Source organism: Streptomyces sp. RPT161 (assembly GCF_027533845.1).
GTDB lineage: Bacteria > Actinomycetota > Actinomycetes > Streptomycetales > Streptomycetaceae > Streptantibioticus_A > Streptantibioticus_A silvisoli_A.
This window is the reverse complement of record NZ_JAPZVN010000007.1, coordinates 263,834-281,936: the sequence shown is the minus strand read 5'-3', so window position 1 is coordinate 281,936 and position 18,103 is coordinate 263,834. Positions and strand designations below refer to the sequence as shown.

Sequence of the window (18,103 nt, the reverse complement as noted above, 5' to 3'; positions counted from 1 at the left end):
GTCTGTCCAGCCCGGCTCCGGCGTCAGTGCGTCGCGCCGCCCACCGCCGCGATGTCCTCGCGCCGGGAGACGGCGGCCGCCACCACGGCCCGTAGTCCTTCGACGGCCAGCGTAACGGACATCGAGGGCAGCGCCCGATCGAGGACCTGCTCGGGCGCGTACGGGATGTGCACGAACCCCCCGCGCAGCGCTGGGCGTTCGGTGGCGATGAGGTGCATCAGTCCGTAGAAGACGTGATTGCACACATATGTCCCAGCAGTCTGGGAGACAGAGGCGGGCACTCCCGCCGCACGGGCTGCGGCGACGCACGCCTTGACCGGCAGGGTGGCGAAGTACCCGACGGGGCCCCAGCCGACGACCGGGGCGTCGATGGGCTGCCGCCCGGCATTGTCCGGTATGGCGGCGTCGTTGACGTTCACCGCCGCCCGCTCCACGGTCAGATCGGCCCGGCCGCCCGCCTGGCCGACGCACACCACGACCTCGGGGTCGGCGCGTTCGACCGCCGCCCGCAGCGCGTCCAGCGAGGACCCGAAGGCGCAGGGCAGTTGGACCGCCGTGATGTCGCAGCCGTCCGGCGGTGCCGCGGCCAGCCGCCAGACCGCCTGCCAGGACGGGTTGACGCGCTCGCCGTCGAACGGCTCGAATCCGGTGAGGAGTACGCGGGTCACAACGCTCCTTCGGGGCTTCGCCGGTCCTCGGCGCTCAGAACGCGAAGACCGAGATGATGACGATGTTGCAGGCCAACAGCGCGACCGCGGTGGGGATCTGGGCCTTGATCGGGCCGTACTGGTCCTTCAGCTCCAGCAGCGTGGCGGGCACCAGGTTGAAGTTGGCGGCCATCGGCGTGCACAGCGTGCCGCAGAAGCCCGCGAGCATGCCGGCCGCCAGTACCACCGCCGGCCTGCCGTGGGCCTGCTGGATCAGCAGCGGCCAGCCGACGGCCGCGGTGAGTACCGGGAACGCCGCGAAGCCGTTGCCCATGACCACCGTGAACACGGCCATCCCGGCGCAGTAGACGACGACCGCCACATAGGTCTGCCCGTGCGGCAGCACGTGTTCGGTGAGCTTGCCCACGGAGTCGCCCACCCCGGCGGCCTGGAAGATCGTGCCGAGGGTGGCGAGCAGTTGGGGCAGCAGCATGACGTAGCCCATCGTCTCCAGCAGTCCGCGCCCGGCCTGCAGTGGGGCGGCGGGCCGCCGTTCGCGGACCACCAGCATGGCGACGACCAGCGCCACGACGGTGCCGATGCCCAACCCGAGGATCGTCTCACTGCCCGCCTGCAGCACCGGCCTTCGCCCGATGTGCCAGCCCTTGACCACCACCGCGCACACCATCGCCACAGCGGGGATGGTCAGCGCCGGGACGAACAGCCGGTTGCCGAGCCGGGCCGCCGAGGCCGCACGCCGCTCGGCCGGGGCGGCCGGCACCGTACCGCGTCCGGTGAAGCCGAATCCGGCCAGGCAGACCATGACCAGCACGGCGGCACCGAGCGGTTCGGCGGGCGCGGTCTTGTCCGCCACCCAGGTGCTGTAGACGAACGCGGCGCCCACCAGGCCCCAGAAGGCCGCGGTGCCGAACCGCCTGGGGTTGCTCCGGTCCATGGCCATCTGCCCGGCCATGGCCAGGAAGACGGCGCCCACCAGCCAGTAGAACCATTCCGCCTGGATCATGTGGCGGCCTCCTCGACGTCCGCGCGGGGCAACGCGCCCTCGGCCGCGGCCAGTTCGCGCTCCAGCGTGCGGTCCAGGCGCAGCAGGCGGGCGCCGTGGATCAGGCAGGCGCAGGCGGCGGTCGGTATCGCCCACAGCGCCAGGTCCAGCGGCTCCAGATGGGTCTTGTACGTGGTGTTGACGAACCCGGTGATCAGCAGGATCGAGCCGACCGCCAGGAAGCAGTCCTCGCCGAAGAACAGGCCGACGTTGTCGGCGCTCGCGGCGAAGGACCGGATCCGCTCCCGGGTCCGCTCCGGCAGCGCCCCGTACCGACGCTCCGCGGCCCCCTCCGCCATGGGCGCGACCATCGGCCGTACCGCCTGCGCGGGGCCACCGAGGCTTACCAGCCCGACGGCGGCCGTAAGTTGACGCAGGATCAGGTACAGCGCGAGGAAGCGACCGGTGGTCAGCGCAGCGAACCTGGTGACGAGCGCACGCGCCTGCTCTCTGAGCCCGTACCGTTCCAGAAGGCCGATCACCGGCAGGGTGATCACGAAGATGGTCACCGAGCGGCTGGCGGCGAAGCCGGTGCCGAAGTCGGCCAGCACCGCACGCGGACTGAGGCCGCCGAACAGGCCGGTGACGATGCCCGCCACACCAACGACGAGCAGGGGGTTGCGTTTCGTGGCGAATCCGACGACCACCACGAGCACGCCGAGCAGAGCGAGCATCCGTCCGCCTTCCGCGCTCGGTCCCCACCGGCTGTGGGGAGGTAGCGAGGAGGCTAGAAGGTTGTTGAACAATTCCACAAGAGTCATGCACGATATGGGTCCAGTGATTCCGCGGAAGGGACACCATGGACAGCTCACCCCCTGATCTGCTCGGGGAGTTCGCCGCCGACCGTCTGCTCCTGGGCCGGTCCAGTACCGTGCGGCGGGTCACCGACGTACTGCGCGACCGGATCGCGGCGGGCGCCCTGCGCTCCGGCACCCGGCTGTCCGAGGAGGCGCTCGGCGGCGCCCTCGGGGTCTCCCGCAACACCCTGCGCGAGGCCTTCCGGGTGCTGGCCCATGAACGCCTGGTGGTCCATGAGATGAACCGGGGCGTCTTCGTGCGCAGCCTCGGCCCCGCCGACGTCGCCGACATCTACCTGACCCGCCGCGCCCTGGAGACCGAGGGCGTACGGTCCGCGACCGGATCCGGCCGACTGGCGCCGGTCGCCGAGGCGGTGGCCGCGGGCGAGTCGGCCGCACGGGACGGCGACTGGTCCGCGGTCGCCGACGCCGACCTGCGCTTCCACCGCGCCGTCGGCGCGCTCACCGGCAGCGAGCGGATCGACGCCTACCTCGCCGGCCTGCTCGCCGAACTCCGGCTGGCGTTCGCCGTGATGTCCGATCCACGCGCGCTCCACGAACCGTTCCTGCGCCGCAACCGGCAGATCGCCGACCTGCTCGCGGCCGACCGGAGCCGCGACGCCGAAGCGGAACTGGTCCGCTACCTGGACGACGCACGCGAGCTGATCGTGGCCCGGATGCGCCAGGACGCCCAATGACCGCCCCCGTCATCGACCTCAACGCCGACCTGGGCGAGGGCTTCGGACGCTGGCCGCTGACCGACGACGAAGCGCTGCTGTCCGCCGTCACCAGCGCCAACGTCGCCTGCGGCTACCACGCGGGCGACCCCGCCACCATGCGCAGGGTGTGCGCGCTGGCCGCCGAGCGCGGGGTGCGGATCGGCGCCCAGGTCTCCTACCGGGACCTGGCCGGTTTCGGGCGCCGCGCGATGGACGTCCCACCGGACGAACTGGCGGCCGAAGTGGCCTACCAGATAGGCGCGTTGGAGGTCTTCGCGCGGGCCGCCGGGGCGCGCGTGGCATACGTCAAGCCGCACGGCGCCCTGTACAACCGCGCGGTGTCCGACACCGAGCAGGCCGCCGCCGTGGTCGAGGGTGTCATGCTCGCCGGCGGCTTCCCGGTGCTCGGGCTGCCCGGCTCCCAACTGCTGGCCGCAGCACACCAGGCGGGGTTGACCGCCGTCCCCGAGGCGTTCGCCGACCGCGCCTACACCGGCCGTGGCACGCTGGTGCCGCGCCGTGAGCCCGGCGCCGTGCTGCTGGACCCCGACGCCATCGTCGAGCGGTCGCTGGGCATCGCCCGCCATGGTTCGGTGCGCTCGGTCAGCGGTGCGCCGGTCACGGTGCGGGCGCGCTCGCTCTGCCTGCACGGTGACACACCGGGGGCCGCCGCGCTGGCCTTGCGGGTCAGGAGTGAACTGCTGGCGGCGGGCGTGGAGTTGGGAGCCTTCGCATGACTGCGCCGCGCCCACTGCTGGTAGGCGCGCACGCCCTGCTGCTCGAACTGCCCACCGAGGAGGCGACCGAGGCGCTCCACGCCGAGCTGCTGCGCCGCCGGGCGGCCGGGGAGCTGCCACCGGTCCGCGAGATCGTCCCCGGCGCCCGCACCGTACTGCTGGACGGGCTGGCCGAACCCGAGGCGCTGGCCGACGAGTTGACGCGCTCGGCCGTGCCACCGCTGCCACCGCGCGAGGGTTCGGTGGTGGAGATACCGGTCCGCTACGACGGACCCGACCTGTCCGAGGTGGCCGCGCTGTGGCAGGTGCCGCCCGACGCGCTGCCGAGGGTGCTCGACGGGATCGAGTTCCGGGTCGCGTTCACCGGATTCGCCCCGGGATTCGGATACCTGAGCGGGCTGCCCGCCCGCTACCACACCCCGCGCCGGGCCACCCCGCGCACAAGCGTCCCCGCCGGTTCCGTCGGTCTGGCCGGACCGTACGCGGGCGTCTATCCGCGCAGTTCCCCCGGCGGCTGGCAGATCGTCGGCACCACCGACGCCACGCTGTGGGACCCGGCCCGCGAGCCCGCGGCCCTGCTCGCCCCCGGCGCCCAGGTGCGCTTCACCCGGGTCGGACCATGACCGCGCGGTACCTGGAAGTGGTCCGCGCCGGAGCGCTGACGACCGTCCAGGACCTCGGACGCTCCGGACACGCCCACCTCGGTGTGGCCCGGGCGGGCGCCCTCGACGAGCCCGCGCACCGGCTCGCCAACCGGCTGGTGGGCAACCCGGAGCACGCCGCGACCCTGGAGACCACGGTCAACGGCTGTGCGGTACGGGCCGGTTGCCCACTTCTCGCGGCGGTCACCGGCGCGCCCTGCCCGGTACGGGTGGACGGCCGCCCGGCGGCCTGGGGCGCACCGGTGTACGTGCCCTCGGGGGCGGTGCTGGAACTCGGCCGGGTCACCGCGGGGTTGCGCGCCTATCTGGCGCTCGCCGGCGGGGTGCGCAGCACACCGGTGCTCGGCAGCCGGTCCACCGATCTGCTCTCCGGACTGGGCCCGGGTCCGCTACGGGACGGAGAGCGGCTACCGGTCGGCGAGCCGTACGGCACACCGGCGGCGGTGGATGCCGCGCCATGCCCCGGGCCGCCTACGGAACTTGTGGTTCCGCTGATTCCCGGGCCGCGCGCGGACTGGTTCTCCCCGAACGCGCTACGGATCCTCGCGGCCGGCGGGTACACCGTCAGCCCGGCGAGCAACCGCATCGGCCTGCGCACGGAGGGGCCCGCGCTGCCGCGCGCCAGGGACGGTGAACTCCCCAGCGAGGGGATGGTGTTGGGCGCCGTGCAGGTGCCGCCGGACGGCCGCCCGGTGATCTTCCTCGCCGACCATCCGACGACCGGCGGCTATCCGGTCATCGGTGTCGCCTCGCAGGACTCCCTGGCCCCGGCCGCGCAGGCGGCCCCGGGAACGCCGGTGCGCTTCGTGCCGGTGAGCCGGTCCGGTGCCAGGGCGGCCACCGCGGCGACCGCGGCGCGATGCGCGGCCTCGTCCAGCGCGGCGGGGGACCCCGCGGCACGGTGACGGCACTCGGCCGCGGCCAGCCGCAGCAGGTCGGGCAGCAGGTCCGTGCACCGGTCCAGCACCCAGCCGGTGCCCCGGGTGGCCATCCACCAGGCGCTGGCGGTCCGGCCGGGCGGCGGGCCGTCGGGGGTGGTGCGCGGCGGCTCCCCGACCGCCAGGCCGCGCTCGTCCAGCAGCGCGTGGAACTCGTACGCCAGCAGCCGGTGGCCCAGTTCGCTGGGGTGCAGCCGGTCCACGCTCCAGGAGGCCCGGTCGGCGACCCACGGATGCTCCGCGGTGTGCAGATGCACCGCCCCGTACCGCCGGGACAGCGCGTGCACGACATGGTTGACCGCCCGCATCCGCCGTCCCAACGGCCGGGCCAGCGGCCACGGCAGCCCCAGCATCCGGCCCGGATCGGGCAGGCACGCGGTCAGCACGGTCACCCCGTCGGCCGCCAACGCGCCCAGTGCCACGTCCAGTTGGGCGGCGACCGCGCCGATGTCGAACGAACCGCGCAGCGTGTCGTTGGCGCCCGCCACCACCGCGGCGAGGTGCGGCCGGAACGCCCGGGCCGCGGCCAGCTGGCTGTTCGCCACATCGGCGGTCAGGGCGCCGCTGCGCGCGCAGTTGAGGAACCCGGTCCCGTCCGGGGTCGCGCCGATCCTCTCGGCCAGCAGCGCGGCCCAGCCGCGCCAGCCTCCCGGCACCGGGTCCCCGAGACCCTCGGTGAGCGAATCACCCAGCGCCGCGAACCGTATGCCCTCGCTCCCGGTCATCGCACGTCCTCCCGTTCCCCCCGCGCGGGTACGGCGTCGCGCGGCGCCTCATACGCGGCGTCGTGCGCGGCCAGGAAGGCCGTGATCGCGGCGGGCCAGCCGAAGCACTCCGCGCGAGCCCTGGCCGCCGCCCTGCGCCGCGCCTCGGGCACCGCCAGCAGCTCGTCCACCGCGTCGGCGAAGGCCGCGCCGTCGTCCCGCGCCGCCCGGCCCGCCTCCCCGACCACCGAGGGCAGCGCGGAGGACTCGCTGACCACCACCGGTGTGCCGCAGGCCAGCGCCTCCAACGCGGCCAGCCCGAAGGTCTCCACCGGGCCGGGCGCCAGCACCACGTCCGCGCTGGCCATCAGCCCGTACAGCACGTCCTTGCTCGCCACGTGTCCCAGGAACCGCACCGGAAGCTCCTCGCGGCGGGCACGCTGCTCCAACTGGGCGCGCAGCGGGCCGTCCCCGGCGATCGTCAGCACCGCGTGCGTCCCGCGCGCCCGCAGCGCGGCGAGCGCGTCCAGCGCCCGGCCGGGCCGCTTCTCCACCGACAGCCGCACGCACATCGCCAACAGCACCTGCTCCGGCCAGGCGTAGTGGCAGCGGTTCCGCTCACCGCCCGCCGCGGGGTGGCAGGCGGCCAGGTCCACACCCAGCGGCGCGTGCACCACGTTGCGGGCACCGATCCGCTGGAACTCGGCCGCCGCCCACGCCGTGGTGCACACCACCCGCGAGAACGCGTGCGCGGTACGGGAGTTGAGCCGGTCGGCGGCGGCCTGGGCGACCCCCTCCGGCAGGCCCCACATGCGCAGCACCCCGTCGGCGCTCTCGTGCGAGACCATCACCGCGGGCACCCGGCGCCGCCTGGCCCAGGCACCGGTCCAGCGCAGCGTCGTACGGTCGGAGACCTCAAGCCGGTCCGGGCGCAGCGCGGCCAGCCGCCGAGCCACCGCCCGGCGGTCGACCAGCACCCGGTAGCCGCCGGAGCCGGGCACCACCGGCCCGGGCAGCGTGATCACCCGGCCCTGCTCGGTCATCTCGTCGCGGTGGTCGGGCCCCGGCACGATCAGCACCGGCTCGTGCCCCGCCGCCAGGTACCCGGCGCCCAGGTGCCGCAGGGCGGTGCGCAGGCCGCCGGAGACCGGGGTGACGAAGTTGGCCAGCCGGACGATGCGCAGCCCGCGCCGCGCGTCGCCGGTCATGCCGCCACCGCCGAGGCGGCGAGACGTTCGGCGAGCACCTGCTCGTAGTGGCTGATCAGCAGGTCGCCGACGGCCGCCCAGGAACGCCCCGCCACCGCCTCCCGTCCGGCCAGACCGTACGCGGCGCGCAGCCGCGGAGTGCCGGCGAGCCGCCGTACCGCGTCCCGTAGCGCCTCCGGGTCGTCGGGCGGCACCAGCAGGCCGGTGCGGCCCGGGCTGACCAGGTCCAGCGGACCTCCCGCCGCCGGGGCGACCACCGGTATCCCGCTGGCCATGGCCTCCTGCACGGTCTGGCAGAACGTCTCCATCGGGCCGGTGTGCGCGAAGACGTCCAACGAGGCGTAGATCCGGGCGAGTTCACGGCCGGTGCGGCGGCCGAGGAAGACCGCCGACGGCAGCGCGGAGCGCAGGTTCGCCTCGCTCGGTCCGTCGCCGACGACGACCAGCCGCACCCCCGGCAGTTCGGCCGCCCCGGCGAGCAGTTCGACCCGCTTCTCCGGCGCCAGCCGACCGACGTAGCCGACCAGCACCTCACCGCCCGGCGCCAGCTCCCGGCGCAGCGCGGGGTCGCGGTGCGCCGGGTGGAAGCGGACCGCGTCCACCCCGCGCGGCCACAGGTGGACCCGGGGGATGCCGTGCCGCTCCAGGTCGGCGGCCGAGGCGGTGGACGGCGCCAGGGTGCGGTCCGCGGCGGTGTGCAGGCTGCGCAGCCGGTGCCAGGCCGCGGTCTCGCCGATGCCGAGGTAGGCGCGGGCGTAACCGCCGAGATCGGTCTGGTAGACCGCGACACAGGGCAGCCCCAGCCGGGCGGCTCCGGCCACACCGTGCGCCCCGATGACGAAGGGGCTGGCCAGATGGACGAGTTGGGCCCGGTGCGCGGCGATCGCGGCCGCCACGCGGCGGCCGGGCAGGGCGACCCGCACCTGGCGGTAGCCGGGCAGCGGCAGCGACGGTACGCGGATCACCGGGCAGGGCGCGGCGGCGTCCGCCTCGGCCGCCCGGTCTCGGGCGGGCGCGGTGGGGGCGATGACGAGTGGGGCATGACCGCGGGCGACGAGGTGCTCCGCGGTCCGTAGCGCGCAGTGTGCGACGCCGTTGACATCGGGCGGGAAGGATTCGGTGACGAGGGCGACTCGCATACTGCGGTTGTCGGCGCCCGGGAAGATGCGGCGGCCACGTCGATCTTTCCCCGCGGAAAACGTTCCGTGAGCTTCTGGCCTCCGACCCGCGTCCTGAACACAGGCGGCCCGAGGTGGCTCTCCGCAGGCAAGCGCCCCGGACCCCAAAAGCCCCGTAACCGACCTAAGCGGAACGCCGCCGTGCGGTGGCCGCCGTGGTACTCAACCTGCCGCGCACAGCGGACTGCACGTCCGCCTCCTCCGCCGGATCCGCCGCCAGGCGCCGCAGCTGTGCGAGTACCCGGACGTCCCCGGTCGCGGCGTGCCGCGCCGCCAGTTCGCGGGTGGACTCCTCGCAGTCCCACAGGCACTCGATGGCGAAGCCGTCCGCGAACGACGGATCGATGACCGCCAGCGTCCGGGCCGCGCAGCCGCGCAGATGCGACGACGCGGTCTCCCGGTAGACGTGCCGCACCACGGGCGCCGCGCAGCCGATGGCCAGCCGCCCGGCGCCCTCCACCAGGACGGCCAGCCCCTCCGCGTCGGCGCCGCGGACCCGTACCGTGCGGCGCAGTGCGGCGAGCACCCGTGCGGCGTCCTCGGCGCCGCCGAGCATGGAGAGCATCTGGGCCGCGGCGGTGCCCAGTTCGTCCTCGCGGGCGGCCCAGCGGCGGGCCTGTTCGACACCGGCGACGCTGCGCATACGGGCGAAGGACTCCAGCGCGGCGCGCGAGACGACCAGTGAGGGGTCGGCGGCGGCCGCTTCTATCAGCCCGAGGACATCCGGATCCTGCCGGTCGGCGAGATGCCGCAGCGCGGCGGCGCGGGCCCCCTGCGGTCCGAGACGGGCGGCGTGCAGCAGCTCGGCGCGGTCCTCGGGCCCGGCGACGGCGGCCAGGCAGCGGGCGGCGGGGGCGTCCCGGTGCTGCACCGGGTGGACCTCCAGTCCCTGCTCGGCCCACTCCAGCACGTCCCGCACACTCCAACCGGGCGCCGGACCGGCCGGGCGCAGCTGCCGCTGCCAGCGGTCGAAGGAGCCCTGCTCCTCGGCCGCGCGCACCCGCGCACCGTGCACCCGGTCGTCCGCCCACAGCCGCCAGGGCCTGGGCTCGTACGCCTCGCGCAGCGCACGGGCGAGCGCCGCGTCACCCTCCGCACCGCGCGGGAAGCGGCCGAGGATCGCCGGCGCCAGGGCCGTCAGCCCCGCGTCGTCGTCCCGTAGCGCCAACTCGTCCAGTGCCCAGTGCCAGTTGCTGCCCCGGGCCGCGTACTCGCGCAGCAGCCGCAGCGCGTCCCGGCGGCCGTACCCGGCGAGGTGTCCGAGCACCGACAGGGCGAGCCCGGTGCGCTGCTCCTCCGTGTCCAGGACGTCGTCGGGGTGGAACAGGTGCTGCTCGATCCCTTCGAGACCGCCCTCCAGCTCCGAGTAGAGCCGCGCGTAGTACAGCGAGCGCGACTCCACCTGCCAGTCGCGGCGGGGGTCGCTCAGCACACACTGCTCCAGCGCGGCGAGGGCCTCGCCGCGCTGCTCCGCGAGGGCATGCAGCGTCCCGTCTCCGCGCCCCCGCTGGAGGAGGCCGAGAAGGGTGCCGCTGGGCGCTATGTCGGGGTCGAACATGAGGTCAGCATCCGGTACGGAGGGTTACGGTGGCAACGGGATTTCCCTGTTGGTGCCCGGCATCCTTACCGGCGGACGCAGACGTCATGCCTGGAACGCGGTACGGATTGCGCACGGGTACGAGCGCCGCAGCTTACCCGCAGTGCGCCGTCCCGAGCCTCCCGGTGCACCGCGCTGACCAGGAACGACCTGATCGCCTCTGGGATATGCCACAAGCACCACCGGATCGGGTATTGCGGAAACCCTTACGGACGATCGCTCACTGTGCAACAGTCGTCACTGACCCTTAGGGCCGACCACAAGCACTCACGCCGCCTCGCGCCCGCAGCTGACGTCTGTATCTGAGTACGTTCGGAGACAGTCATGCCGTCCCACCTGCATGCGGACCACGCCGCAGCACCCCCGCCGGATCCCGGCACGCTCGACGCGCTCATCTCGCAGGCGCGCCAGTTGCGCGGCCAGGTGGACGCCGTGCGCAGCGAGCCGGGGCTTGACGACGATGACGCGCACAGCCGCTGGCAGCGCGCGCTGTGCGACCTCGCCATGCACCATCTGGACGACCTGGGCGAACACCTGGGCCAGCTCAAGGAAGGGCTGCGGGAGGATGGTGGCGGCGCGGCCGGGGCCGCATACGCGACGGCCGCGCCGCCGGTCCCCGGTGAGCAACCGCCGCCCGCCGCCCGGCAGGTGCGCGCGCTCGGCCGGGCGGGCAGCGCCGAATGGGACCTGTTGACCGACCAGGTGACCTGGTCCGACGAGCTGTACGCGATCTTCGGCAGGACGAAGGCGGACGGTCCGCTCACCCTGGACGAACTCCCGTCCTGGCTGTTCGCGGAGGACCAGCAGGCACTCACCACGATGGTCACCGGCTGTCTGGTGGACGCCAAGCCGATCAACGGCGAGTTCCGCATCGTGCGCCCGGACGGCTCGGTGCGCACGGTGCACATGGTGGGCGAGCCGGTGCTCGACGCCGACGGCTCCACAGCCTCGATGTGGGCCGTGCTACGGGACGTCAGCGAACTGCGCCGCAGCCAGCGGGCGTTGCGCGAGACCCGTGACTCGCTGCGACGTCAGCGCGAGGTGGCGCGGACCGAGCACCGGCTGGCGGTCGAACTGCAGGAAGCCGTCCTTCCGCCGTGGCGCGGCTCCCTGCGGTTCCCGTCCGACGGCGACACCCACGCCCTGGACCTGGCCGCGCACTACCTGCCGTCCGGCAGCAGCGCGCTGATCGGCGGCGACTGGTACGACGCGATGGAACTCGGCGACGGCGCCACTCTGTTGACGGTCGGGGACCTCATCGGCCATGGGGTGGCGGCGACTTCGGGCATGGCGATGCTGCTCGGCGCGGTCCGTGGCCTGGCGCTCGTCGGCCTGGAGCCGGGCGAGTTGCTGGCCCGGCTGAACGAGGTGGTGGACCGCTCGGCGCAGCCCGCCCTGGGCAGCGCGCTGTGCTGCCGCTACGACGGCCAGCGGCGCACCCTGACCTGGGCCCAGGCCGGGCACCCCGCCCCACTGCTGTTCCGCGGCGGGACGGGGCGCGGTCTGACGGCGCCGGAGGGCATGCTGTTGGGCGCCGCCCCCAACGCCTCCTACGGTCAACGCACCGAATATCTGCTACCGGGCGACCTGTTGGTGCTGCACACCGACGGACTCGCGCCCCGCGGCATGCCGGAGGACACCGCCGCAGCCCAACTGCTCAACCTCGGCCACCGGTTCGCCGAAGCCCGCAGCGCGCAGGAGTGCGTGCGTGCGGTCGTCGAACAGCTCGGCAGCCCGGAGCGCGAGCATGACGCCTGTGTGCTGGTTGCCCGAATCTCGTAGTCGTCATCTTGTGGTCGGGGCGCGTCGAGCGCCCCACAGCCCGACCTGGAGCCCTTGACGTGCCGGTGGTTCGGCGTTGCCGCCCCTGTCGGCGTGGGTCGGCGATCCGCCGTACGCCCGCGCCAGGAAGGCCCTACACGCTGGCGGTGCCGTCCTTGCCCCCGGGCTTCTTCGGCAGCACGGTACGGATCTCGTCGCGCAGGTCCTGGATCGTCGGGTACGTGGCGTACCGCCCGGTCAGCCGGTACATCTCACGCAACCGGTCCCAGGTGCGGTGGGACGAGGTCTGGCCGATGCTCAGCAGCGCCAGCCTGGCGTACCGGTCGGCCTGCTCCGGCTCGTCGGCGATGAAGCACGCCGAAGCCATGGAGATGTAGTCGAAGATCCGCGACCGCTCGTGCCCCGACCTGCGCAACTCCAGCGCCTGCTGGGCGTGCTGCTGCGCGGGCGCCGCGGCCGACGGATCGTGCTCGGCCAGCGTACGGAACGCCAGTGCCTGCATGCCGTGCAGATCGGCCTCGTCGAAGTTCTGCATCCAGCACGGCGGCGGCACATCGCCCTTGTCGGAGACGAAGAGGTCCTCCGCCTGCCCCAGGGTGCGCCGCATCGCCTGGCCGCGCCCCTTGGCCGCCAGCGCCCAGGCCTCGATGGTCTGGAGCATGGCGCGGGTGCGCGGCAGGGCCTGTTCGCCCGAGCCGGACTGGGCCAGCTTCATCAGGTCCAGCGCATCGTCCGGACGGCCCAGGTGGACCATCTGGCGAGCGGCGCGGGACATCGCCTCACCGGCCCTGGGCCGGTCGCCGCCCTCGCGTGCCGCGTGCGCGGCGATCACGAAGTACTTCTGGGCGGTGGGCTCCAGGCCCACGTCGTGTGACATCCACCCGGCGAGGCACGCCAGGTTGGCCGCCACCCCCCACAACCGCCTTTGCAGATGGGCCGGATGGCGGTAGGAGAGCATGCCCCCCACCTCGTTGAGCTGCCCGACGACCGCCTTGCGCTGGAGTCCGCCGCCGCGTGAGGCGTCCCAGGCGCGGAACACCTCCACGGAGTGCTCCAGCGCCTCGATCTCATCGGAGCCCACGGGTGCCGCCTCATAGCGGTCATAGCCCGCCGTGGTGGCCTTGGCGGCGTGCAGGGGGTCGTCGACGACGGGGGCATCGGCTGACAGGGCAGGGTCGGTGTGCAGCCACTCGTACATGGCGCTGCTGAGTGCGGAGCCTGCGGCGAGCGCGGCGCCCGCGCCCACCAGACCGCGTCGGTTGAGCATAAGGTCCATTCCCGTGAATTCGGTGAGGACCGCGGCGGTTCGCTCCGGTGGCCACGGCAGGCTTTCGACGGCCTGCTTCTTTCCCGTACGCCGATGCCGGTCGAACCCGAGATCCTCGATGGTCACGACACGGCCGAGGCGCTCGGTGAACAAGGCGGCCAGCACTTTGGGCACCGGATCGCGCGGCGTCTCACCGGTCTCGATCCAGCGGCGCACACGGGAGGTGTCGGTCGACAGTTGCGGGTGGCCCATCGCGGCCGCCTGCCTGTTGACCATCCTCGCGAGCTCGCCCTTGGACCAGCCGGTGAGTCCGAACAGATCCGCGAGCCGGGTGTTGGCTTCCTTGGTCACGTCAAGCCCCCAGGTTCCTCGGCACAGTTGACAGTAGTGGCCGAAGAGACGGCTCGGCAGTATTCGCCAGGGTCCGCCAGGGTTCGCTACGTGGTTCACCACCCGCGGATGGGTGTCATGTAGGAACGCGCCTCCCCGGCCCATCCGGAGCACGGGTGCTCGGGTGCCGGTGCCCTGTCAATGCGCTGTCGACGTCCTGTCGATGTGCTGGGCGCCGGCGACCGGGTCCCCCGAAGGGACCGTCCCGATCGCCTCGATCCGGGACACCCGGTTCCGGAAGCCGAGTCGGCGCCCGGCAGCCGCATTCCCCCAGGGTGCGGAGGCCGGTGGGGAACCCGCCGGACCGGCCCCCGGCCGAACCGATGAGTGCCGCCCCCAACGAGCCAGAAGCATTCCCCAGGCACACGAAGGGATCTGTTACCACCCCATGTACTCAGCATCGTCCTCCGTGTCCGCCCCACCCCGGCCGCTCGCCCCGCGTGGGCCAGGCCTCGTGGCGCGCCCCCGGGCCGCCTCCACCGAGCCGTTCCCGGACCCCTCGTACGCGGCCGCGGCGGGCCGTGGCGCCGGGCGGCCACGCGGCTTTCCGGCCGGGGCCTCCCATCCGCTCAGCGGGAGGCTCGATGTGACCGGCCCCCAGGGCGCTCCGCTGCGGGCGGCGATCGCATCCGTCCAGCGGATCTGCCCGGAGTTCACCCCGGCGCAGGTGATGCGGCGCACCAGCCGCTCGGTGCTCCTGGTGGGCACGGCGGGGCGCAGCCCGGCCGTCGCCAAGTGCCTGCTGGACCACTCGCCGGTATGGGAGAAGCAGTTCAGGCAGGAGATAGCGGCGTACCGGACGTTCGTCCGGCACCGCCCCCCGGCCCGGGTTCCGCGCCTGGTCGCCGCGGACCCGGAGAGCTGCGCCCTGGTGATGGAGCGGATGCCCGGCCGGGTCGCTGCGATCCAGCGGCATCCGGTGGAGGCTCCGCCGCGCGCCGACATACGAGCCGCGCTCGGCGCCATCTGCCGGATCAACCAGTGGCAGCCGCCCGCCGACACCTTCAAGCGCCCACTTGAGTACGGCACCCGGCTCTCCCGCTTCCATGAGCTGGGCCTGCTCACCGATCGCGACCTGGGCGACCTGCAGAAGCTGATGCGCGGCCTGGCCCGGGACTTCGGCGGCCACGGTCCCTGGCAGTTCTGCCACGGCGACGCCCTGCTCTCCAACGTGCTGCTCTCACCGACCGGCCCGGTCCTGGTGGACTGGGAGCACGCGGGCTGGTACCTGCCGGGGTACGACCTGGCGGTGCTGTGGTCGGTGCTCGGCGACGACCCGGTGACGCGGCGTCATATCAGCCAGCTCGCCCAGTCGCCCGGACCCGCCTGGCGGGACGCCTTCCTGGTGAACCTGATGCTGGTGCTGACCAGGGAGATCCGCACCTACGAGACGGCGCTACAGCGCTCCATGCACGGCACCGGCCCGGCCACCCCGGGCGCGGCCGAGGCTGGTGAGGAGCAACGGCTCCTGCTGCGCCGCCTCCACGACGACTGCGGGATGGCACGGCGCGCGGTACGGGCGGCCGTGGGCACCCGCTGAGCCGTCCAACAGCACGCCGCGCCACCCGCACCACGCTGTCCCTTCCGCCTCCCCCGGACAGCGTCATCCGGACGGCGCAATCGCGGCCCCCGAAGGGCTGGTCTACCGAGGCCGTGCGGACGTGAATGCCCGTGCCGGGGAACCCCCGGCGCGGGCATTGACGTGCCCGATTGCCGTCGTGGGCCTGCGGCAACACCGACGGCATGGATGTTTGACTGACCATCAGACAGCCGGTACGCCTGGGACTCCGCCCACGTGGAACGCGCCAGACCAGGGAGGCTGCTTTGCGAGGCTCCGCACCCGCACACCCCGGACGCCGCGGCAGGAGACCCGTGCTGCGTGTCGTGGCCACCGCCGCCGCACTGCTCCCGGTGTTCTGCGTGGCACCACGGGTCGACGCCACCCCGCCGTCGCGCCCCGAGCCGCTCCAGCAGGCCTTCGCCCAGGCTGCGCGGCAGTACCACGTACCGCAGAGTGTGCTGCTGGGCGTCTCCTACCTGGAGTCACGCTGGGACGGCCATGCCGGGCGGCCCAGCGCCAGCGGCGGCTACGGCCCCATGCACCTGACCGACGCCCGTACCGCGATCGCCCAGTCCCGCTACCGCACCGACGGTGACGCGGCCGGCGACACCCGCGGTGACCCCGCCCGCTCCCGGCTGAGCCCGGGTGCCGTCACGGTGCCCCAGGACCGGGTGCTGCCTCCGTCACTGCGCACCGCCGACCAGGCGGCCCAGCTGACCGGACTGACCAACGAGCGGCTGCGCACCGACCCGGCCGCCAACATCGCGGGCGGCGCCGCGCTGCTGGCCGCCTACCAGCAGGCGCTGGGCAAGCCGTTGAGCGCCGACCCCGCCGCCTGGTTCGGCGCGGTGGCCCGCTACTCGGGCGCCGATGACACGGCCACCGCGGTGAACTTCGCGGCCGACGTCTACCAGACCATCCACGACGGCGCTTCCCGCACCACGGACAGCGGCCAGCGCCTCACGCTGGCCGCCCAGCCGAAGGTCAAGCCCGACCCGGCGCAGGTCAACCGGCTGGGCCTGCGCACAGCGGACGCCAGGAACACCGAGTGCCCGCAGTTGGTCGCGTGCGAGTGGATCCCGGCGCCGTACGCCAAGTACGGCCCGGACGCCAACGACTACGGAAACCACGATGTGACCAACCGGCCGCAGGACTCCTCGGTGGACTACATCGTCATCCATGACACCGAGGGCACCTGGGACACCACGCTCAAGCTGGTGTCGGATCCGCACTACCTGGGCTGGCACTACACCGTCCGCTCCTCCGACGGCCATGTCGCGGAGCACATGAGCACCAAGGACGTGGGCTGGCACGCGGGCAACTGGTACGTCAACTCCAAGTCCGTCGGCGTGGAGCACGAGGGGTTCCTGGCCGATCCCGACGCCTGGTACACCGAGGCGATGTACCGCACCTCGGCCCGCCTGGTGCGGTACCTGGCGCACAAGTACCGGGTTCCGCTGGACCGCCAGCACATCCTGGGCCATGACAACGTGCCGGGCACCGAGCCGTCCACCGTGGCGAACATGCACACCGATCCGGGGCCGTACTGGGACTGGGCGCACTACTTCGAGTTGATGGGGGTGCCGTTCCAGCCGTCGCCCGGTGCGAACGGCGGGCTGGTGACGATCGACCCGTCCTACGAGGGCAACCAGCCGTTCTTCACGGACTGCGGCGGAAGGGACTTCCCCTGCGCACCCCATGGTTCCGGGGCGGTACGGCTGTACAGCGCGCCCAGCGAGGCCGCGCCGCTGGTCAGGGATGTGGGCCTGCACCCGAACGGTGACTCCACGACCGGGGTGAACGACACCGGGGCGCGCGCCGCGACCGGTCAGCAGTTCGCGGTGGCCGACCAGCGCGGCGACTGGACGGCGATCTGGTACCTGGGCCAGAAGGCGTGGTTCCACAACCCGCCGAGCGCCCCCGCGGCGCTCAACCGGCGCGGCTGGGTGGTCACCCCGAAGCCCGGCCGCCTCTCGGTACCGGTGTACGGCCGGGCCTACCCGGAGCCGTCCGCGTACCCGCGGGGCATCGCCGTGCAGCAGCTGGTGCCGCTGCAGTACTCGCTGCCCGCCGGTCAGCGCTATGTGATCGGTGACTGGATGCGTGGCGAGTACTTCTTCTCATCGTCCTTCGACCGGTCCAAGCAGACCTGGGTGCGCGGCAAGCTGATCTACTACGAGATCCAGTTCGGGCACCGGGTCGCCTACGTCCGGGCGGACGATGTGGCGATCCGACCGTCCACGGGAGCCTGATCCGGCGCGTGAACGCGAAGCGGGCGCCCCCCCCGGCCGGGGGGGGGCGCCCGCTTCGCGTTCAGCCCTGCTGGAACATCTCCGCGGGCAGCGGCTTGAGCAGCTGGTAGAGGTCGTCGGTGATCGGCCGGTCCCAGGTGGCGATGGTGACCTGCACGCCGTCGCTGCGGTCGAACTGCGCGCAGGCGATCCGGCTCTCGCTGACCTTGATGCGGCGGACGATCAGCAGGCTGTCGCCGTGCATCACGGGGATGTCCTCGCGCTCCACCTCGTGCACCGGCTCCTCGTTGCCGAGTGCCGCGAGCAGCTGCGCCACCTCGAACGGCACCTGTCCCTCGGCCAGCTCGCGGGCGGGCGAGCCCTCCGGCAGGTTGCCGATCAGCATGGCCGGGCCGCGACCGCCGAACAGGTCGTAGCGCAGGAAGATGCCCTGGCAGCTGCCGTCCGGTCCGGGCAGCAGCCCCGCACCGAGGTTGCCCGGCCAGTCGCCCGGGTCCATGGCCAGGACGTCGAAGTCAGGGCCGGTGGGCGTGGCGGCGCTGCGTCGGCGGAGGAAGGACATGGGCACATGGTACGTGCCCATGGTCCACCCGCGAGCCCG

15 protein-coding genes and 1 pseudogene are annotated in these 18,103 nt (G+C 73.4%); 7 read left to right on the top strand and 9 right to left on the bottom strand.

Annotated elements, in window-relative coordinates:
- Positions 1-23: 23 nt before the first annotated feature.
- Genes pcp through O5O46_RS17525 form a run of 3 tightly spaced genes read right to left on the bottom strand, consistent with a single transcriptional unit; the run spans position 24 to position 2,384 of the window.
- A complete protein-coding gene (pcp, locus tag O5O46_RS17535) occupies positions 24-668 on the bottom strand; it encodes a pyroglutamyl-peptidase I (protein ID WP_269856376.1) in 645 nt (214 codons plus the stop codon).
- A 34-nt stretch (positions 669-702) separates the two neighbouring features.
- Positions 703-1,671, bottom strand: coding sequence for a DUF979 domain-containing protein (locus O5O46_RS17530; protein WP_269856375.1), 969 nt, complete (start codon positions 1,669-1,671; stop codon positions 703-705).
- Positions 1,668-2,384 carry a DUF969 domain-containing protein gene (locus O5O46_RS17525; protein ID WP_269856374.1) on the bottom strand — a complete coding sequence of 239 codons (717 nt, stop codon included), beginning with the start codon at positions 2,382-2,384 and terminating at the stop codon, positions 1,668-1,670. The genes O5O46_RS17530 and O5O46_RS17525 overlap by 4 nt, the downstream gene beginning before the upstream one ends.
- A gap of 125 nt (positions 2,385-2,509) precedes the next feature.
- On the opposite strand from O5O46_RS17525, the gene O5O46_RS17520 reads away from it, so the two are divergent.
- Genes O5O46_RS17520 through O5O46_RS17505 form a run of 4 tightly spaced genes read left to right on the top strand, consistent with a single transcriptional unit; the run spans position 2,510 to position 5,530 of the window.
- A complete protein-coding gene (locus O5O46_RS17520) occupies positions 2,510-3,205 on the top strand; it encodes a GntR family transcriptional regulator (protein WP_269856373.1) in 696 nt (231 codons plus the stop codon).
- Positions 3,202-3,963: a LamB/YcsF family protein gene (locus tag O5O46_RS17515; RefSeq protein ID WP_269856372.1), complete on the top strand. Its 762-nt coding sequence runs from the start codon at positions 3,202-3,204 to the stop codon at positions 3,961-3,963. Before O5O46_RS17520 ends, O5O46_RS17515 begins: the two co-directional genes overlap by 4 nt.
- The gene (locus O5O46_RS17510; protein ID WP_269856371.1) at positions 3,960-4,586 is read left to right on the top strand and encodes a 5-oxoprolinase subunit B family protein; all 627 of its coding nucleotides are present in this window, start codon (positions 3,960-3,962) and stop codon (positions 4,584-4,586) included. Before O5O46_RS17515 ends, O5O46_RS17510 begins: the two co-directional genes overlap by 4 nt.
- On the top strand, positions 4,583-5,530 hold the full coding sequence (locus tag O5O46_RS17505; protein ID WP_269856370.1) for a biotin-dependent carboxyltransferase family protein: 948 nt from the start codon (positions 4,583-4,585) through the stop codon (positions 5,528-5,530). Before O5O46_RS17510 ends, O5O46_RS17505 begins: the two co-directional genes overlap by 4 nt.
- 245 nt (positions 5,531-5,775) lie before the next feature.
- On the opposite strand, the pseudogene O5O46_RS35560 reads toward O5O46_RS17505, so the two are convergent.
- The 4 genes and pseudogenes from O5O46_RS35560 to O5O46_RS17485 all read right to left on the bottom strand — a co-directional run.
- Positions 5,776-6,288: pseudogene (locus O5O46_RS35560) on the bottom strand (SGNH/GDSL hydrolase family protein); the annotation flags it as partial.
- On the bottom strand, positions 6,285-7,475 hold the full coding sequence (locus O5O46_RS17495) for a glycosyltransferase (protein WP_269856369.1): 1,191 nt from the start codon (positions 7,473-7,475) through the stop codon (positions 6,285-6,287). The gene O5O46_RS17495 and the pseudogene O5O46_RS35560, both read right to left, overlap by 4 nt.
- Positions 7,472-8,614, bottom strand: a complete 1,143-nt coding sequence (locus tag O5O46_RS17490; protein ID WP_269856368.1) for a glycosyltransferase family 4 protein — start codon at positions 8,612-8,614, stop codon at positions 7,472-7,474. Before O5O46_RS17490 ends, O5O46_RS17495 begins: the two co-directional genes overlap by 4 nt.
- Before the next feature lie 163 nt (positions 8,615-8,777).
- A complete protein-coding gene (locus O5O46_RS17485) occupies positions 8,778-10,211 on the bottom strand; it encodes a HEAT repeat domain-containing protein (protein WP_269856367.1) in 1,434 nt (477 codons plus the stop codon).
- Between the two features lie 363 nt (positions 10,212-10,574).
- Between O5O46_RS17485 and O5O46_RS17480 the strand changes: the two genes are divergently transcribed.
- Positions 10,575-12,032 (top strand): PP2C family protein-serine/threonine phosphatase, encoded by a 1,458-nt coding sequence (locus O5O46_RS17480; protein ID WP_269856366.1) that lies wholly within the window; start codon positions 10,575-10,577, stop codon positions 12,030-12,032.
- A gap of 133 nt (positions 12,033-12,165) precedes the next feature.
- Here the strand turns inward: O5O46_RS17480 and O5O46_RS17475 are convergent, their stop codons facing one another.
- Positions 12,166-13,650 (bottom strand): DNA-binding protein NsdB, encoded by a 1,485-nt coding sequence (locus tag O5O46_RS17475; RefSeq protein WP_269856365.1) that lies wholly within the window; start codon positions 13,648-13,650, stop codon positions 12,166-12,168.
- Positions 13,651-14,077: 427 nt separating this feature from the next.
- On the opposite strand from O5O46_RS17475, the gene O5O46_RS17470 reads away from it, so the two are divergent.
- Both O5O46_RS17470 and O5O46_RS17465 read left to right on the top strand, forming a co-directional pair.
- Positions 14,078-15,229, top strand: a complete 1,152-nt coding sequence (locus O5O46_RS17470) for an aminoglycoside phosphotransferase family protein (RefSeq protein WP_269856364.1) — start codon at positions 14,078-14,080, stop codon at positions 15,227-15,229.
- A gap of 332 nt (positions 15,230-15,561) precedes the next feature.
- Positions 15,562-17,502, top strand: coding sequence for an N-acetylmuramoyl-L-alanine amidase (locus O5O46_RS17465; protein ID WP_443072555.1), 1,941 nt, complete (start codon positions 15,562-15,564; stop codon positions 17,500-17,502).
- 61 nt (positions 17,503-17,563) lie between these two features.
- Here the strand turns inward: O5O46_RS17465 and O5O46_RS17460 are convergent, their stop codons facing one another.
- On the bottom strand, positions 17,564-18,064 hold the full coding sequence (locus tag O5O46_RS17460; protein WP_269856363.1) for a hypothetical protein: 501 nt from the start codon (positions 18,062-18,064) through the stop codon (positions 17,564-17,566).
- Positions 18,065-18,103: the final 39 nt, after the last annotated feature.

Excerpts from the sequence above, each read along its gene's own strand:
- O5O46_RS17530 (WP_269856375.1), bottom strand. The coding sequence starts at position 1,671 with ATGATCCAGGCGGAATGGTTCTACTGGCTGGTGGGCGCCGTCTTCCTG.
- O5O46_RS17525 (WP_269856374.1), bottom strand. The coding sequence starts at position 2,384 with ATGCTCGCTCTGCTCGGCGTGCTCGTGGTGGTCGTCGGATTCGCCACG.
- O5O46_RS17520 (WP_269856373.1), top strand. The coding sequence starts at position 2,510 with ATGGACAGCTCACCCCCTGATCTGCTCGGGGAGTTCGCCGCCGACCGT.
- O5O46_RS17515 (WP_269856372.1), top strand. The coding sequence starts at position 3,202 with ATGACCGCCCCCGTCATCGACCTCAACGCCGACCTGGGCGAGGGCTTC.
- O5O46_RS17510 (WP_269856371.1), top strand. The coding sequence starts at position 3,960 with ATGACTGCGCCGCGCCCACTGCTGGTAGGCGCGCACGCCCTGCTGCTC.
- O5O46_RS17505 (WP_269856370.1), top strand. The coding sequence starts at position 4,583 with ATGACCGCGCGGTACCTGGAAGTGGTCCGCGCCGGAGCGCTGACGACC.
- O5O46_RS17495 (WP_269856369.1), bottom strand. The coding sequence starts at position 7,475 with ATGACCGGCGACGCGCGGCGCGGGCTGCGCATCGTCCGGCTGGCCAAC.
- O5O46_RS17490 (WP_269856368.1), bottom strand. The coding sequence starts at position 8,614 with ATGCGAGTCGCCCTCGTCACCGAATCCTTCCCGCCCGATGTCAACGGC.
- O5O46_RS17485 (WP_269856367.1), bottom strand. The coding sequence starts at position 10,211 with ATGTTCGACCCCGACATAGCGCCCAGCGGCACCCTTCTCGGCCTCCTC.
- O5O46_RS17480 (WP_269856366.1), top strand. The coding sequence starts at position 10,575 with ATGCCGTCCCACCTGCATGCGGACCACGCCGCAGCACCCCCGCCGGAT.
- O5O46_RS17470 (WP_269856364.1), top strand. The coding sequence starts at position 14,078 with ATGTACTCAGCATCGTCCTCCGTGTCCGCCCCACCCCGGCCGCTCGCC.
- O5O46_RS17460 (WP_269856363.1), bottom strand. The coding sequence starts at position 18,064 with ATGTCCTTCCTCCGCCGACGCAGCGCCGCCACGCCCACCGGCCCTGAC.